Below are 15331 nucleotides of genomic sequence, written 5' to 3'. Positions count from 1 at the left end.
AAATGAGGGGATCCCATGCCCGCCTATCGCTCCCGCACCACCACCCATGGCCGCAACATGGCCGGCGCCCGCGGCCTGTGGCGCGCCACAGGCATGACGGATGGCGACTGGAACAAGCCGATCATCGCCATCGTCAACAGCTTCACCCAGTTCGTGCCCGGTCACGTGCACCTGAAGGATCTGGGCCAGATGGTCGCGCGCGAGGTCGAGAAGGCCGGCGGCGTGGCAAAGGAATTCAACACCATCGCGGTGGATGACGGCATCGCCATGGGCCATGACGGCATGCTCTATTCCCTGCCCTCGCGCGAGATCATCGCGGATTCGGTGGAATACATGGTCAACGCCCATTGCGCCGACGCGATGGTCTGCATCTCCAACTGCGACAAGATCACCCCCGGCATGCTGATGGCCGCCATGCGGCTGAACATCCCGGTGGTCTTCGTCTCCGGTGGTCCGATGGAGGCCGGCAAGGTGCAGTGGGAAGACGAGGAGCGCGCGCTTGATCTCGTCGATGCCATGGTCGCCGCGGCGGATGACAAATATACCGACGCGCAGGTGCAGGCGATCGAGGAAGCCGCCTGCCCGACCTGCGGCTCCTGCTCGGGCATGTTCACCGCCAACTCGATGAACTGCCTGACCGAGGCGCTGGGTCTGTCGCTGCCGGGCAACGGCTCGACGCTGGCCACCCATGTCGACCGCCAGCGGCTGTTCGTCGAGGCGGGGCACCTGATCGTGGATCTGGCCAAGCGCTATTACGAACAGGACGATGCCAGCGTGCTGCCGCGCTCCATCGCCACGGTCAAAGCGTTCGAGAATGCCATGACGCTGGACATCGCCATGGGCGGCTCCACCAACACCGTGCTGCACCTGCTTGCCGCCGCGCATGAGGGCGAGATCGCCTTCGACATGTCCGACATCGACCAGCTGTCGCGCAAGGTGCCCGTGCTCTGCAAGGTGGCGCCCGCCAAGAGCGACGTCCATATGGAAGACGTGCACCGCGCCGGCGGCATCATGTCGATCCTCGGCCAGCTTGACCGCGCGGGCCTGCTCGACACCTCGGTGCCCACCGTGCATGCCGAAACCATGGCCCATGCGCTGGACCGCTGGGACGTGACCCGCACCAATTCCGAAAGCGTGCACGATTTCTACCGCGCCGCGCCCGGGGGCGTGCGCACCACGCAGGCCTTCTCCCAGCAGCGCCGCTATGAAACCCTCGACCTCGACCGCGAACAGGGCGTTATCCGCAGCGCCGAACACGCCTTCTCCAAGGATGGCGGGCTCGCGGTGCTGTATGGCAACCTCGCCGAGGACGGCTGCATCGTGAAGACGGCGGGCGTGGACGAGTCGATCCTTGTCTTCTCCGGCACCGCCCGCGTGTTCGAAAGTCAGGACACCGCCGTGAGCGCCATCCTCACCGGCAAGGTGAAGCCCGGCGACGTGGTGCTGATCCGCTACGAAGGCCCGCGCGGCGGTCCGGGCATGCAGGAAATGCTCTACCCCACCTCCTACCTGAAATCGAAAGGGCTGGGCAAAGACTGCGCGCTGGTCACGGACGGGCGGTTCTCGGGCGGATCCTCGGGCCTCTCCATCGGCCACGTCTCCCCGGAAGCCGCCGAGGGCGGCACCATCGGTCTGGTGGAAGAAGGCGACCGGATCGAGATCGACATCCCCGCCCGCAAGATCCACCTTGCCGTAGATGATGCCGTGATCGCCGAACGCCGCGCCGCCCGCGAGGCCAAGGGCTGGCAGCCGGACGAGAAACGCAAGCGCAAGATCACCACGGCACTGAAAGCCTATGCCGCGCTGACCACCTCCGCCGCAAAAGGCGCGGTGCGCCAGATCTGAGCCACAGGCGCGCGAATTGACCGGCCGTCCCAAGGGGGCGGCCGGTCTCGTTCGGGGGCGCTGCCCCCGTCCCCCTGCGGGGGACTCCCCCGGGATATTTGGGGTCAGAAGAAGCGCGCACGTAATTTCACCTTCTTCTGACTAAAAATATCCCCGCCGGAGGCAGGCCGGACCGCGACAGCGGCGCGGCGACCGAGAAGAGGGTCAGGCGCGGTCATCCTTGGGCGAGCCCATCACCACGTAGGAGGTCACCGAATTGACCTGCGGCAGCGTGCCCAGAACGTCGGTGTGGAAGGTCTTGTAGGCGGGCAGATCCGCGACCTCGATCCGCAGCAGGTATTCCACATTGCCGGTGATGTTGTGGCATTCCCGCACTTCCGGCGCATGGCGCACCGCGCGTTCGAAGGCCTCCTGCGAGGCCTTGGTATGGGAATTGAGTCCCACGGTCACATAGGCGGTGAAGCCGATGCCGGTCTTTTCCGGGCTGAGCACGGCGCGGTAGCCCCGGATGGTGCGCGAGCGTTCCAGCGCCGCCACCCGGCGCAGGCAGGCCGAGGGCGACAGCCCCACCCGTTCCGCCAGCGCAAGGTTGCTGAGGCGCCCGTCGCGCCCGAGCTCACGCAATATCCTGCGGTCGATGTCATCCAGATCGGTCATGGATTGCAGCATTGACGGGATTCGCGCGCAATTTGCAATCTTTCGCCGCGAGGCTCGCGCGATTGTGCCGCCATGACACAGGATCTGCTTCTGGCGCTTGGCGCCTTCGCGTTTGTCACGGTGATCTCGCCGGGGCCGAACAATCTCATGCTGCTGACCTCGGGCGCCAATTTCGGGCTGCGCCGCAGCCTGCCGCATCTGCTGGGCGTGGCGCTGGGATTTCCCGCCATGGTGCTGCTGGTGGGGATGGGCGTGATGCAGATCTTTGACGCGGTGCCGCTGGCGCGGCCGGTGCTGACCGTGGTCTCGGTCGCCTATATGCTGTGGCTGGCATGGAAGATCGCCCATGCCGCAGCCCCCGGCGAGGCGGCGGCGGCGGGCGCCAAGCCCCTGAGTTTCCTGCAGGCGGCGGCCTTTCAGTGGGTCAATCCCAAGGCGTGGTCCATGGCGCTGGGGGCCATCACGCTTTACGCGGTGAGCCGCGATCTGGTGGCGGTGCTGTGGGTCGCCGGGGTCTATGTGGCGGTGGGCATGGTCTCGGCGACCACCTGGACGATGCTGGGGGGCGTGCTGCGGCGCTGGCTGACCCAGCCGCGGCGGCTGCGCCTTTTCAACTGGACCATGGCGGCGCTGCTGCTGGCCTCGCTCTGGCCGGTGCTGGCGGGCTGATCGGGCATCATGTTGCAACCTTGCGCGGCGGACGGCATATAGACGCCAGCAAGGAGACGCCCGGGCATGACGCATTATCTCGACTTTGAAAAACCCCTCGCCGAGATCGAAGGCAAGGCCGAAGAGCTGCGCGCGCTGGCGCGGAAGAACGAGGAGATGCAGGTCGAAGAGGAGGCCGCGGCGCTGGACCGCAAGGCCGAGGATCTGCTGCGCGACCTCTATCGCAAGCTGACGCCCTGGCGGAAATGTCAGGTGGCGCGCCATCCGGACCGGCCGCATTGCAAGGATTACATCGAGGCGCTGTTCACCGAATACACGCCTCTGGCGGGGGATCGCGGCTTTGCCGACGATCTCGCGGTGATGGGCGGTCTGGCGCGGTTCAACGACCGTCCCGTCATGGTGATCGGCCATGAGAAGGGCAATGACACCCAGTCGCGGATCGAGCGCAATTTCGGCATGGCCCGCCCCGAAGGCTATCGCAAGGCCATCCGCCTGATGGAAATGGCCGACCGGTTCAACCTGCCGGTGCTGACGCTGGTCGACACTCCCGGCGCCTATCCCGGCAAGGGTGCGGAGGAGCGCGGCCAGTCCGAAGCCATCGCGCGCGCCACCGAAAAATGCCTGCAGATCGGCGTGCCGCTGGTCTCTGTCATCATCGGCGAGGGCGGATCCGGCGGGGCCGTGGCCTTTGCCACCGCCAACCGCGTCGCCATGCTGGAGCATTCGGTCTATTCGGTGATCTCGCCCGAGGGCTGCGCCTCGATCCTGTGGAAGGATGCCGAGAAGATGCGCGAGGCCGCCGAGGCGCTGCGCCTGACCGCGCAGGATCTGCTGAAGCTGGGCGTCGCCGACCGGATCATCCCCGAACCGCTGGGTGGCGCGCATCGCGACGGCGCCGCAAGCATCGCGGCGGTGGGCGAGGCGCTGCAGGCGATGCTGGCAGAGATGGACGGCCAGTCCGGCAAGGCGCTGGTCAAGGCGCGGCGCGACAAGTTCCTGAACATGGGGGCAAAGGGGCTGGCGGCCTGAGCCGCCCGGCACCCCTAGCCCACCAGCAGCCGCAGGCCCTGCGTCACGTCGGACCGCACCGCCAGCCGCAGCCCCGGCTCGTCCCCCGCGCGCAGCGCCGCGATGATCAGCCGGTGATATTGCGGCGCCTCGGTGCGGCGCAGCCGCCCGTAAAGCTTGCGCATCGTCGGCCCAAGCTGCAGCCAGACGGTTTCCGCCATGGCCAGCATCGCCGGGGCCTGCGCGCGCAGGTAAAGCGTACGGTGAAACTCCAGATTGGTGCGGATATAGCCCACCGCATCGCGGTCGCGGATCACATCGGAAATCGTGCCGTTGATGGTCTGCAGCCGGTCGATCAGCGCCATATGCGCCCGGGGCAGCGCGCGCGAGGCCAGTTCCACCTCGATCAGGGCGCGCAGGGCCGCCAGTTCCTCGATCCGTTCGTTGCTGAGTTCGGGGGTGGAGACCCGCCCCGAGGAGGACATGCTGAGCGCGCCTTCGGCCACCAGCCGCTGCACCGCCTCGCGCGCGGGCGTCATCGATACGCCGAAATCACGCCCGATGCCGCGCAGGGTCAACGATTCGCCGGGCGGGATCTGGCCCAGCATGATGCGCGTGCGCAGGCCGCGAAAAACCCGTTCATGGGCGGAGGGCTGGCTGTCGGAGGGGCGCGGGACGGGTGTGATCATGGCCCGATCATGTGATCACGAAACAGGCGCCCGTCAATCGCCGAAACGGTAGCGGTGCAGCGCCGCCCCCTCGTCACGCAGCCACGCCCGGGCCGGGCGCCAGTCGCCGTAAAGCCGCTCCACCACCGCCCAGAAGGCGGGCGAGTGGTTCATCTGCGCCAGATGCGCCACCTCATGCGCCGCGACATAGTCCAGCACCTCGGGCGGGGCGAGAATCAGCCGCCATGAATACATCAGCCCGCCCTCTGCCGTGCAGGATCCCCAGCGCGAGCGGGTGTCGCGCAGGGTCAGCCGCGTATAGGGCCGCCCCAGCGCCGCGGCGTGGCGGTCGGAGGCGGCGGCGAGCCGGTCGCGCGCCAGCGTCTTGAGCCAGCCCTGCAGCCGTGCGGCGGCGCGGTCGGGGGGGCCGGGCACCTCCAGCGCGTCGGGCAGAAGCCGCAGGCTGCGCCCCTGCCCCGCCCGGATCTCGCGCATGTTGCCTTCGACCGGCACCTGCAGCCCCGGGGCCACGTGCAGATCGGCGCCGCGCGCCTCCAGATGGCCGCGCAGCCACATTTCCTTTTCGCGCAGGAAGCCCACCGCCTCGGCCTCGGGCAGGCGCCGGGGCATGGTCAGGGTCACGCGCCCGTCGATCTGGCTCAGCCGCAGCGACAGGCGGCGGGCCTGCGCGCTGCGCCGCAGGGTGACCGCGATCGGGGGGTTGCCGGGTAGGGTGATCTGCCCCATATGACTTGCCTCGCACCGTTCGTGCCAAAGGCTTTGACACGCTGCCCCTGTTATGGCAGAGGGCGCAGATTGTCGACCAGACAGAACAAGTTGAAAGGGACCACCCATGCCCAAGGAAGAATGGGGCACGAAGCGCATCTGCCCGACCACCGGCAAGCGTTTTTACGACCTGAACAAGGATCCGATCGTCAGCCCCTATACCGGAGAACTGCTGACGCTGGATACCGGCAAGCGCACCATGCTTGCCGCCGACAGCGCCGATGGCGCCCCCCGCCGTGCGCCGCGCGAGGATGCGGAGGAGCCCGATCTGCTTGAGGATGACGTCGAGGTCGATCTCGATGACGACGATGTTCTTGAGGACGAGGATGACGACAACGTCTCGCTGGACGACATTCATGATGTCGCGGGCGAAGACGAAGACTGATCCGCAAATTTCTCCGCGGGCGGTGATTTTTCCGCTTGAACCCGCCCGCGGCTTCCCATAGATCGACCCGCACAGCGCCGGAGACGGCGCCGCGGACCAGAGGCCGGAAACGGCCCGCGCGATTGGGGCCTTAGCTCAGCTGGGAGAGCGCCTGATTTGCATTCAGGAGGTCAGGGGTTCGATCCCCCTAGGCTCCACCAATCCTCCACATTCTTGATTGATGAAATTCCCGCCTCCGGGAACGGCGTCTGAAGCGCCGCTGTCCTGCTGTGCCATGCTCCGGCGCCGGATCCGCTGACTGCGCAAAATCGAACAGCCGCCCTTCGCGTCCGGGGTAGGACAGGAGGCGGTGCCGGACCTAGCTTTGGGGGAGCCTCAGCATCCGGAGACATGCCCATGACCAGCGGCCTTCATCACGTCACCGCCATCACCCGGCGCGTGCAGCAGAACGTGGATTTTTACGCGGGCTTTCTGGGGCTGCGGCTGGTGAAGCAGGCGGGCGGCGCCGAAGATGCCCAGCAGCTGCATCTGTTTTACGGCGATGCCGCGGGCACGCCCGGATCGGTGGTCACCTTTCTGGTCTGGCAGGATGGCGCCCCCGGGCGCGTCGGCCACGGGCAGGTGGCGGAGATCGCGCTGGCCGTGCCGCCGCAGAGCATCGGCACATGGCTGCAGCGTGCGCTGGCGGCGCGGGTGCCGGTCGAAGGGCCGCTGCGCGAGTTTGGCGAAAGCGTGCTGCGGCTGCGCGATCCCGACGGGATCATCGTGAAGCTGGTGGGGGTCGACATGCCCGCCGCCGCCGCCCTGCCCGATCCCGAGGCGCCGACCCGGCTGCGCGCCGTCACGCTTTACAGCGAAAACCCCGAGGCCACCGCCGAGAGTCTGGCGCGGTTCGGCTATCGCCCCGCGCGGCGCGAGGGCGCGGTGCTGCGGCTGGTCTCTGACAGCGACGCGGTGGATCTGCGCGAGGCTGCCGGGTTCTTTGCCGGGATCCCCGGCACCGGCACCTTTGACCACGTCGCCTTTCGCGCCGCCGATGATGCGGCGCTGGAGGCCACGCAGCGCCACTTTGCAGCACTTGGCCCGACCACCATTCATGACCGGACATGGTTCCGGTCGCTGTATCTGCGCGACCCGGCAGGGCTGCTGATCGAACAGGCCACGGATGGCCCCGGCTTTGCGGTGGACGAAGATCCGGCGCATCTGGGGGAAAGGCTGATGTTCCCCGGCCAGAGCCCCGACCGTGCCGAGGCGCTGCGCCTCATGCTGCCCCAGTTTTCCCGTCCCGGAGAGGAGAGACCCCCGATGCGCGACCTGCCTTTTGTTCACCGCCTGCACCACCCCGAGGATCCCGACGGCTCGGTGCTGCTGCTGCTCCATGGCACCGGCGGCAACGAGGCCGACCTGATGCCGCTGGCCCATCAGCTGGCGCCGCGCGCGACGCTGCTGGGAGTGCGCGGGCGCGCCACCGAAGAGGGCGTGACCCGCTGGTTCCGCAGGCTGGCCATGGCGCGGTTCGATCAGGACGACATCCGCGCCGAAGCCCGCGCCTTTGACGCCTTTCTGGACGGCGCGCTTGGCGGCTATGGGCTGGATCCCGCGCGGCTGACCGTGCTGGGCTATTCCAACGGCGCGAATTTCGCCGGGGCGGTGATGGCGCTTCATCCCGGCGTGATCCGCCGCGCGATCCTGCTGCGGCCCATGCTGGTGCTGGAGGATCTGCCGAAACCCGACCTGACCGGGCTGGAGGTGCTGACGCTGAGCGGGGACCGCGACCCCTACGGCGCCTATGCGCCCGCGCTGAACGACTGGCTGGCCGCGCAGGGGGCGACGCTGGAGGCGCGGCAGCTGTCCGCCGGGCACGAACTGGGTGCCGCAGATCTGGACATAGCGCGCGACTGGCTGGCAACTCTCCGCGCCTGAGCGGGCCGACACAACTCTGCTGCTTTTCCGCTCCGGGCCGCCGTGTCAGCATTCACATATGCGTGATTCCCTGACCATCCAATGGCCCGGCGCGGCCACCCGGTTTCTGGCGCTCCGGCTTTTGCCGGAGGACGACCTGCGCGGCGCGCTGGCCGATGCCTTTGCGGCGGAACCCGAACAGGGCGGCTTTGTCGCGGCCTGCGTCGGCAGCCTGTCGCGGGTGGTGCTGCGCCCCGCCGGGCGCGACTCCGCGCTGGAGGTGACGGTGCCCATGGAAATCGTGGCGCTGTCCGGCACCTTTTCCGCCGAAGGGCCGCACCTGCATATTGCGGTGGCCGATCCGCAGGGCGTGGTGCTGGGCGGCCATCTGCTGCGCGGCAGCACGGTGCGCACCACGGTGGAGCTTGTGCTGGCCCTGTGCCCGGCTGCCTTTCACCGGGCCGAGGATGCGCGCACCGGCCATGCGGAACTGTTCTTCGGCTGAGCCGTCAGCCGAAAATGGCGCGGCGCAGCAGGTTCAGCCCGGCCACCAGCAGCACCAGCAGCGTCAGGCGGCGGAACATGGCCTGATCGATGCGGTCATGCACCAGCCCGCCCAGCCCCATGCCCACCAGCGCGGGCAGCAGCATCGCGGCGGAAAACACCGCCGTCTGCGCGGTCAGCACGCCAGAGGCCACATGCGCCCCCACCAGCGACACCGCACCCAGCCCGTAGGCCACGCCCTGCACCCGCAGCTGGTCGCGCTTGTCGGTGTCAAGCGCGGTCAGATAGGCGACGAAGGGCGGCCCCCAGACCCCGGACAGACCACCCAGAAACCCGGCCACGGCCCCCACGCCCACCTCTGTCGCCACGGTGGGCCCGTTGGGCAGATGCGCGCGCCAGCCCAGAAGCTGCATCAGGCAGAACAGCGTGACGGGCGCCCCGATCACCGCCAGCAGCAGGTCCGCCGACAGCACCCGCACCAGCTGCGCCGACAGGGCCAGCATCACGAAGGCCACGATCAGGAACAGCAGGAACTGCCGGACGGAGCCCCACGCGGCGCGCGGGCCTTCGCGCAGCGCCTGCAGCGCGTTGGTGGCCAGCGTCGGCAGCAACAGCCCGGCCAGCGCCAGTTCCGGCGCCACGATCGAACCCAGCCCGGAAATCATGATCATCGGCATGGCGAAGCCCACCATGCCCTTCACCAGCCCGGCCAGCAGCGCGATGCCAAGGCAGAGGGCCAGCTGCGGCGCGGGCACAAGGGTCAGAAGCGTTTCCATGTGTCGCGTGATAGCATTCCCAGCGGGGCGGCAAAGCGAAATCATCGGCGCAACAATAGATCACCTTAAGGCTATCATTGGTATTTTTGTTGCGCTGCAACTGCGAAATGGCTAGACCGCTGGGCAACCGGGAGAAGGAAGGTGATTCATGGCACATGACGGACAGGACGTGATGCGGGAACCGGGTCTGCTGCTGGACGATCTGCTGGGACTGACCGGCGCGGCCCTGCCTGTGGTGGACGCGGTGCTGGATCAGGCGCGGCAATCGGTGCGCGCCATGGTCGAGGAGGAAGGCCGGGTTTCGGCCCGGCTGATCGACACCCACCAGACCGCCGCCCACGGGCTGGCATGGCTTGCCACCTATGCCGAGGCGCTGCGCCAGATGCAGGGCTGGGCCGGGCGTCTGCAGGCGCAGGGCAGCTTTGGCGAGGTCGAGGCGCTGATCCACCAGATCGCTTTTGGCGAATATCTCAACCAGATCGCGGGCGGCATCCAGATGAATCAGGGCGAGGTGATCCGCCTTGCCGATCTGGGGCTGGGCGCCGGGGCCAGTGCCGGGCTGCAGTCAGGCGCCGCCGCCACGCTGGCGGCACGGGGCAACACGCAGGCCGTGCGCAGCCGTCTGGTCGAGCTGATGCAGGAGCGCGCGGCAGAGATCACCGTGGGCCGCTGCGGTCTGGACGACGAGCTGGAGATGATCCGCGAGCAGTTCCGCCGCTATGCCGTGGACCGGATCGAACCTCATGCCCATGACTGGCATCTGAAGGATGATTACATCCCGCTGGAGGTGATCGACGAGCTAGCGGAAATGGGGGTGTTCGGCCTGACCATTCCGGAAAATCTGGGCGGGCTGGGGCTTTCGAAGGCGTCGATGTGCGTGGTGTCCGAAGAACTGTCGCGCGGCTATATCGGCGTGGGCTCGCTGGGCACCCGGTCGGAAATCGCGGCGGAGCTGATCCTTGCCGGGGGCACCGACGCGCAGAAGGAGAAGTGGCTGCCGCTGATCGCCAGCGGCCAGATCCTGCCCACCGCCGTTTTCACCGAACCCAATACCGGATCCGATCTGGGCAGCCTGCGCACCCGCGCCGTCCGCGATCAGGGCGATTACCTGATCACCGGCAACAAGACATGGATCACCCATGCCGCCCGCGCCCATGTGATGACGCTGCTGGCCCGCACCGACCCCGCCAGCAGCGATTACAAGGGCCTGTCGATGTTCCTTGCCGAAAAGGAGCCGGGCACCGATGCCGACCCCTTCCCCACTCCCGGCATGACCGGCGGCGAAATCGAGGTGCTGGGCTATCGCGGCATGAAGGAGTTCGAGCTGGGCTTCGACGGCTTCCGCGTGAAGGGAGAGAACCTGCTGGGCGGCGAAGAAGGCCGCGGCTTCAAGCAGCTGATGGAGACCTTTGAATCGGCGCGCATCCAGACCGCCGCCCGCGCCATCGGCGTGGCGCAGTCGGCGCTGGATCTGGGGCTGAGCTATGCGCAGGACCGCAAGCAGTTTGGCCGCGCGCTGATCGAGTTTCCGCGCGTGTCGGGCAAGCTCGCCATGATGGCGGTGGAGCTCATGGTGGCCCGGCAGCTGACCTATTTCTCGGCCCGCGAAAAGGACGAGGGCATCCGCTGCGATCTGGAGGCGGGCATGGCCAAGCTGCTGGGGGCCCGCGTGGCATGGGCGGCGGCGGACAACGCGCTGCAGATCCATGGCGGCAACGGGTTTGCGCTGGAATACAAGATCAGCCGCATCCTGTGCGACGCGCGCATCCTCAACATCTTTGAAGGCGCCGCCGAAATTCAGGCGCAGGTGATCGCGCGCCGCCTGCTGGGTTAAGGCCAAGGCGCGCCCGCGCTTGATCCGTGTCAAGGTCGGGGGCTCTGACCTGTGCTTCTGAAGGGTATCGATTCAGGAGTTGAGATATGAGCTATACCGACACACTCGCCAAGACCCGCGCCAATCTGCGCGGGCTGCGCAAGGCCATCCCCGACACTTTCGCGGGCTTCGTGGCGCTGGAACAGGCGGCCTCGGTCGAAGGGGCGCTGGACGCCAAGCAGAAAGAGTTCGTGGCCCTTGGCATCGCCGTGGCGCTGCGCTGCGAGGACTGCATCCTGAGCCATGCCGCCGCCCTGCACCGGCTGGGCGCCAGCCGCGACGAGATCGGGCAGGTGCTGGGCACGGCGGTGCAGATGGCGGGCGGTCCGGGGCTGATGTATGCCGCCAAGGCGCTGGCCGCCTTTGACGAATTTGCGGGCACCGGGGACTAAAGCTCAGTCGCGCCCGCCACAGCGCCGCAGCAGATGGGGGGCGCCGCCAATCTCGGCCAGCACCGCAGCCCGGTCGGGAACAGGCGCCAGCAGCGACACGTCACCTTCGGGCACCGGCACGGGCAGCAGCGCCTGCCCGTCCTCGCTGAGCCAGACCGACTCCTCGCCCTGAAACACCAGCAGGTCATCCGCCGCCATCAGATGCTGCGGCTGGCTGCCATCGGGGGCGATCACCGGCTCTGCCGCGTCGGCCCCCTGCCAGCGCCAGACCCCGCCGCCCACCAGAAAGATGCCCGCGCCGGTCTGCAGCACCTCGGGCATCGCGTCGGGGAAGGTTTCGCCCAGCCCCGGCATGCCGATCAGCGTGCGCCCGTCAAAAAGCGCCATGCGGCTGCCGCGGCGGATCATCACCCCCGCCCCCAGCGGGCGCAGCGTGTAGCGCGCGGGCACCGGCAAGATGTTCGGATCCCGGTCCGGGTTGGGCTGGGCTTCTGCAGGCCCGCCGGGCACCGGCCACGCGCCATCGCGGGTGACCATGCGCAGCGCGGGGGCGCTTTCGAACCAGCCCGCATCCAGACCCGGCGCCATCAGTTCGATCAGCACCCGCCCCTGCCCGGCCTGCGCCACGCCGTGATCCTGCACCATGTATTGCGACAGGAATTCCGGCCTTGGCCCCGACATGTCAAAGACCAGCACCGCCACGTCGATCTGCAGCACCGCCAGCCCGCTGTCCTGATCGTGATAGACCCGCGGCACCACGTCTTCGGGCAGGGTCTCGCGCCATGTCTGCACGGTGCTGATGCGCTCCCAGTCGGCGGCGCCGTCATGGCGCAGCCACAGCGCGCCATCCTGCAGCGCCATCCATGCGCGCAGCGCGGTCAGATAGCGCACCGGGCCAAAATCGGCGGCATAGGCGCCGGGCAGACCATCGGCGCGCAGCGCCAGCGGCGAGGCGGTCCAGCCGCTGCTGTCCCATTCCAGAAGCCGCGCGCCGTCGTGGGCAAAGATGCGCGCCGTCACCGGATCAACCCAGAGCGGCGCATAAGGCGTGTCCAGCAGCACGGTATAGCGGCCGGTCTCTGCCGCGCGGGTCAGCACCCGGCTGCCGCCCTGCTGCGGCAGGATCAGGAAATGCCGCCCGTCGGCGGTATTGGTGACGCGGGCCTGCGCATTGCTGCTGCCCAGCCACGGCCAGCGCACCAGCCGGTCGCCGCGCAGCACCAGCGGCGCGCCGCCCGCGTCATGGATCAGGATGTCCGGCCCGCCCTCCAGCGACTGGGTGCGGACCACCCCGCCTGCGGAGGCGCCCGCCACCGGCACGGCGCAGCCTTCCAGCGCCTGAGCGGCCGACACGGCTTCGGACAGAAACAGTGCGGCCAGAAGCAGGGCAGTCCCCCGCATCAGCCGCGCAGCGTGCCGCCGGTCGCCTTGGCGACCTTTTCGACGATCTTGGCCGCCACCGCCTCGATGTCCTTTTCGGTCAGGGTGGCGCCCGCAGGCTGCAGGCGGACGCTGATCGCCAGCGACTTCTTGCCCTCGCCCAGACTGCCGCCGACAAATTCGTCGAAGACGCGCACATCCTCGATCAGCGCCTTGTCGGCCCCGGCGGCAGCATTCACCAGATCCAGCGCGGCCACCTGCGCATCCACCACGAAGGCGAAATCACGCTCCACCGGCTGCAGCCCGTTCAGCACCAGCGGCGCACGCGCCCCGCCAGAGCTGCGCGGCAGCGGGATGTCTTCGGGATACAGGGTGAAGGCCACGGCGGGGCCTTTCACGTCCAGCGCCTTCAGCACCTTGGGGTGCAGTTCGCCGAACACGCCCAGCACCTTTTTCGGGCCAAGGCACAGCTTGCCGTGACGCCCCGGATGCCACCAGCTTTCGGCGCCACGCAGGATCTGCATCCGCGCAGGGGCGCCCATGGCCGCCAGCAGCGCCTCGGCATCGGCCTTGGCATCGAACAGATCCACGGCGCGGGCCGCGCCATGCACGTCCTTCGGGCCGGTGCGGCCCACCAGCAGGCCGCTGATCTGCAGCGTCTGTTCGCCGGGCTCGCCGCCATGGAAGGCGGCCCCCACCTCGAACAGCGCCAGATCGGCAAAGCCGCGCGCCTGATTGCGCGCCGCCGCCCGCAGAAGCCCCGGCAGCAGCGAGGGGCGCATATGCGACAGGTCGGCACTGATCGGATTGGCCAGCATCGTGGCATCGGACCCGCCGCCGAACAGCTCCGCCGCCTCGCGGTCGACAAAGCTGTAGGTCACGCATTCGTTGTAACCCAGTTCCGCCGTGGTGCGGCGGGCGATCTGCTCGCGCTTCTGCAGCGGCTGCAGGATGGGCTTCGGCACGCCCGCCTGCGCGCGCGGCATCGGCTGGCCGCGCAGCTTGGTCAGCGAGGCGACGCGCGCCACCTCTTCCACCAGATCGGCCTCTCCCATCACGTCGGGGCGCCAGCTGGGCACATGGGCCATGTCGCCCTCCAGCGTGAAGCCAAGCGCGGTCAGCGTGGCGCGCTGCTCTTCGGCGGGGATTTCCATCCCGACAAGGCTCACGACGCGGTCGGTATCCAGCCGGTAGGCGCGGGCAACATCGGGCTCCTGCCCGGCCTTCACCACCTCCGACGCCTCGCCGCCCGCGATCTCTAGGATCATGGCGGTCGCGGCCTCGATGCCTCCCGCAGCGGAGAGCGGATCAACCCCGCGCTCGAACCGGTAGCGGGCATCGGAATTGATCTTCAGCGCGCGACCGGTGAAGGCGGTGCGGATCGGATCGAACCATGCCGCTTCAAGGAACACGTTGACGGTATTTTCGTCCACACCGGTTGTCTCGCCGCCCATCACGCCGCCAAGGCTCTGCACGCCGCGATCGTCGGAAATGACCACCATGCCGGGCTGCAGGGTGTAGCTGCGCTCGTCCAGCGCCTCCAGCACCTCGCCGCCGGTGGCGCGGTGCACGCGCAGCGCGCCGGTCACCTTGGCGGCGTCAAAGACATGCAGCGGGCGGTTGCGGTCGAAGGTGAAATAATTGGTCACGTCCACAAGGAACGAGATCGGGCGCAGCCCGATGGCCTTCAGCCGGTCCTGCAGCCAGCGCGGCGAGGGCCCGTTCTTCACGCCCCGGATCAGGCGGCCATAGAACACCGGGCAGGCGTCCCGCGTGTCTTCGTCGATGGTCACGTCCAGCGGCGAGGCGAAGCTGCCCGGCACCACCGGCGCCGTCACCGGCTTCACCCGGCCCAGACCACGCGCCGCCAGATCGCGGGCGATGCCCTCGATCCCCAGCGCATCGGGACGGTTGGGGGTGATGGCGATCTCGATCACCGGATCGACCTTGGCGGGCTGGTTCCGCGCCAGCCAGTCGGTGAAGCGCTCGCCCACCTCGCCCGAGGGCAGTTCGATGATGCCGTCATGCTCGTCCGACAGCTCCATCTCGCGTTCGGAGCACATCATGCCGTGGCTTTCGATGCCGCGAATCTTGCCCACCTGAATCGTGGTGTCGATGCCGGGCACATAGGTGCCGGGCTTGGCCACCACCACGGTGATGCCTTCGCGCGCATTGGGCGCGCCGCAGATGATCTGCGACTCGCCCGTATCGGTCAGCACGGTGCAGACCCGCAGCTTGTCCGCATCGGGATGCTTTTCCGCCTTCAGCACCTTGCCGATGGTAAAGGCGCTCAGACGGTCGGCGGGGTTTTCGATCCCCTCGACCTCAAGCCCCAGATCGGTCAGCGTCTCGGCGATCTCCGAAACGGAAGCGGAGGTGTCGAGGTGGTCTTTCAACCAGGAAAGCGTGAATTTCATTTCTGGGCGCCCGGCATGGTTTCGCTTGGGCTTGGCTCTTAGCGGAATGAGACGGAAGGGGAAAGGGGC

At 68.2% G+C, this 15331-nt stretch carries 14 protein-coding genes and 1 tRNA gene; 9 read left to right on the top strand and 6 right to left on the bottom strand.

The features are described 5' to 3' along the window. Positions 1 to 15: 15 nt before the first annotated feature. Entirely contained in the window at positions 16 to 1845 is a 1830-nt protein-coding gene (ilvD, locus tag BLR51_RS21350) for a dihydroxy-acid dehydratase (RefSeq protein ID WP_089850798.1), read from the top strand. A 204-nt stretch (positions 1846 to 2049) separates the two neighbouring features. Here ilvD and BLR51_RS21345 read toward each other — a convergent pair whose 3' ends face one another. Continuing rightward, on the bottom strand, positions 2050 to 2502 hold the full coding sequence (locus BLR51_RS21345; protein ID WP_089850895.1) for an Lrp/AsnC family transcriptional regulator: 453 nt from the start codon (positions 2500 to 2502) through the stop codon (positions 2050 to 2052). A 72-nt stretch (positions 2503 to 2574) separates the two neighbouring features. Here BLR51_RS21345 and BLR51_RS21340 point away from each other — a divergent pair, with 72 nt between their 5' ends. Further along, on the top strand, positions 2575 to 3171 hold the full coding sequence (locus tag BLR51_RS21340) for a LysE family translocator (RefSeq protein WP_089850797.1): 597 nt from the start codon (positions 2575 to 2577) through the stop codon (positions 3169 to 3171). 66 nt (positions 3172 to 3237) lie between these two features. Further along, positions 3238 to 4200, top strand: a complete 963-nt coding sequence (locus tag BLR51_RS21335; RefSeq protein ID WP_089850795.1) for an acetyl-CoA carboxylase carboxyltransferase subunit alpha — start codon at positions 3238 to 3240, stop codon at positions 4198 to 4200. 14 nt (positions 4201 to 4214) lie between these two features. On the opposite strand, the gene BLR51_RS21330 is transcribed toward BLR51_RS21335, so the two are convergent. Together BLR51_RS21330 and BLR51_RS21325 are read right to left on the bottom strand one after the other, a co-directional pair. Continuing rightward, positions 4215 to 4868 carry a GntR family transcriptional regulator gene (locus BLR51_RS21330; protein ID WP_089850793.1) on the bottom strand — a complete coding sequence of 218 codons (654 nt, stop codon included), beginning with the start codon at positions 4866 to 4868 and terminating at the stop codon, positions 4215 to 4217. A 33-nt stretch (positions 4869 to 4901) separates the two neighbouring features. Beyond that, positions 4902 to 5594, bottom strand: coding sequence for a M48 family metallopeptidase (locus BLR51_RS21325; protein WP_089850791.1), 693 nt, complete (start codon positions 5592 to 5594; stop codon positions 4902 to 4904). 106 nt (positions 5595 to 5700) lie between these two features. Between BLR51_RS21325 and BLR51_RS21320 the strand changes: the two genes are divergently transcribed. The 4 genes from BLR51_RS21320 to BLR51_RS21305 all read left to right on the top strand — a co-directional run bounded on the left by BLR51_RS21320 (position 5701) and on the right by BLR51_RS21305 (position 8425). After that, on the top strand, positions 5701 to 6018 hold the full coding sequence (locus BLR51_RS21320) for a TIGR02300 family protein (protein ID WP_089850789.1): 318 nt from the start codon (positions 5701 to 5703) through the stop codon (positions 6016 to 6018). A 124-nt stretch (positions 6019 to 6142) separates the two neighbouring features. After that, positions 6143 to 6218, top strand: a tRNA-Ala gene (locus tag BLR51_RS21315). A 196-nt stretch (positions 6219 to 6414) separates the two neighbouring features. Beyond that, positions 6415 to 7941 (top strand): VOC family protein, encoded by a 1527-nt coding sequence (locus tag BLR51_RS21310; protein WP_089850787.1) that lies wholly within the window; start codon positions 6415 to 6417, stop codon positions 7939 to 7941. A gap of 58 nt (positions 7942 to 7999) precedes the next feature. After that, positions 8000 to 8425, top strand: a complete 426-nt coding sequence (locus BLR51_RS21305) for a PPC domain-containing DNA-binding protein (RefSeq protein WP_089850785.1) — start codon at positions 8000 to 8002, stop codon at positions 8423 to 8425. 4 nt (positions 8426 to 8429) lie between these two features. On the opposite strand, the gene BLR51_RS21300 is transcribed toward BLR51_RS21305, so the two are convergent. After that, positions 8430 to 9200, bottom strand: a complete 771-nt coding sequence (locus BLR51_RS21300; RefSeq protein ID WP_089850783.1) for a sulfite exporter TauE/SafE family protein — start codon at positions 9198 to 9200, stop codon at positions 8430 to 8432. A gap of 148 nt (positions 9201 to 9348) precedes the next feature. Between BLR51_RS21300 and BLR51_RS21295 the strand changes: the two genes are divergently transcribed. After that, positions 9349 to 11034 carry an acyl-CoA dehydrogenase family protein gene (locus BLR51_RS21295; RefSeq protein ID WP_089850781.1) on the top strand — a complete coding sequence of 562 codons (1686 nt, stop codon included), beginning with the start codon at positions 9349 to 9351 and terminating at the stop codon, positions 11032 to 11034. Positions 11035 to 11120: 86 nt separating this feature from the next. Continuing rightward, positions 11121 to 11465: a carboxymuconolactone decarboxylase family protein gene (locus BLR51_RS21290; protein WP_089850779.1), complete on the top strand. Its 345-nt coding sequence runs from the start codon at positions 11121 to 11123 to the stop codon at positions 11463 to 11465. 3 nt (positions 11466 to 11468) lie between these two features. On the opposite strand, the gene BLR51_RS21285 is transcribed toward BLR51_RS21290, so the two are convergent. Next, positions 11469 to 12866, bottom strand: a complete 1398-nt coding sequence (locus BLR51_RS21285) for a hypothetical protein (protein WP_089850776.1) — start codon at positions 12864 to 12866, stop codon at positions 11469 to 11471. Next, on the bottom strand, positions 12866 to 15262 hold the full coding sequence (pheT, locus tag BLR51_RS21280; protein ID WP_089850774.1) for a phenylalanine--tRNA ligase subunit beta: 2397 nt from the start codon (positions 15260 to 15262) through the stop codon (positions 12866 to 12868). The genes BLR51_RS21285 and pheT overlap by 1 nt, the downstream gene beginning before the upstream one ends. Positions 15263 to 15331 lie beyond the last annotated feature (69 nt).

It is taken from the genome of Salipiger marinus (assembly GCF_900100085.1).
GTDB classification, from domain to species: Bacteria; Pseudomonadota; Alphaproteobacteria; order Rhodobacterales; family Rhodobacteraceae; genus Salipiger; species Salipiger marinus.
Note: the sequence above shows the minus strand (reverse complement) of the source record. Positions and strands in the feature narration are given on the sequence as shown.

Coding starts and splice junctions, on each gene's coding strand:
- ilvD (WP_089850798.1), top strand. CDS start 16: ATGCCCGCCTATCGCTCCCGCACCACCACCCATGGCCGCAACATGGCC.
- BLR51_RS21345 (WP_089850895.1), bottom strand. CDS start 2,502: ATGACCGATCTGGATGACATCGACCGCAGGATATTGCGTGAGCTCGGG.
- BLR51_RS21340 (WP_089850797.1), top strand. CDS start 2,575: ATGACACAGGATCTGCTTCTGGCGCTTGGCGCCTTCGCGTTTGTCACG.
- BLR51_RS21335 (WP_089850795.1), top strand. CDS start 3,238: ATGACGCATTATCTCGACTTTGAAAAACCCCTCGCCGAGATCGAAGGC.
- BLR51_RS21330 (WP_089850793.1), bottom strand. CDS start 4,868: ATGATCACACCCGTCCCGCGCCCCTCCGACAGCCAGCCCTCCGCCCAT.
- BLR51_RS21325 (WP_089850791.1), bottom strand. CDS start 5,594: ATGGGGCAGATCACCCTACCCGGCAACCCCCCGATCGCGGTCACCCTG.
- BLR51_RS21320 (WP_089850789.1), top strand. CDS start 5,701: ATGCCCAAGGAAGAATGGGGCACGAAGCGCATCTGCCCGACCACCGGC.
- BLR51_RS21310 (WP_089850787.1), top strand. CDS start 6,415: ATGACCAGCGGCCTTCATCACGTCACCGCCATCACCCGGCGCGTGCAG.
- BLR51_RS21305 (WP_089850785.1), top strand. CDS start 8,000: ATGCGTGATTCCCTGACCATCCAATGGCCCGGCGCGGCCACCCGGTTT.
- BLR51_RS21300 (WP_089850783.1), bottom strand. CDS start 9,200: ATGGAAACGCTTCTGACCCTTGTGCCCGCGCCGCAGCTGGCCCTCTGC.
- BLR51_RS21295 (WP_089850781.1), top strand. CDS start 9,349: ATGGCACATGACGGACAGGACGTGATGCGGGAACCGGGTCTGCTGCTG.
- BLR51_RS21290 (WP_089850779.1), top strand. CDS start 11,121: ATGAGCTATACCGACACACTCGCCAAGACCCGCGCCAATCTGCGCGGG.
- BLR51_RS21285 (WP_089850776.1), bottom strand. CDS start 12,866: ATGCGGGGGACTGCCCTGCTTCTGGCCGCACTGTTTCTGTCCGAAGCC.
- pheT (WP_089850774.1), bottom strand. CDS start 15,262: ATGAAATTCACGCTTTCCTGGTTGAAAGACCACCTCGACACCTCCGCT.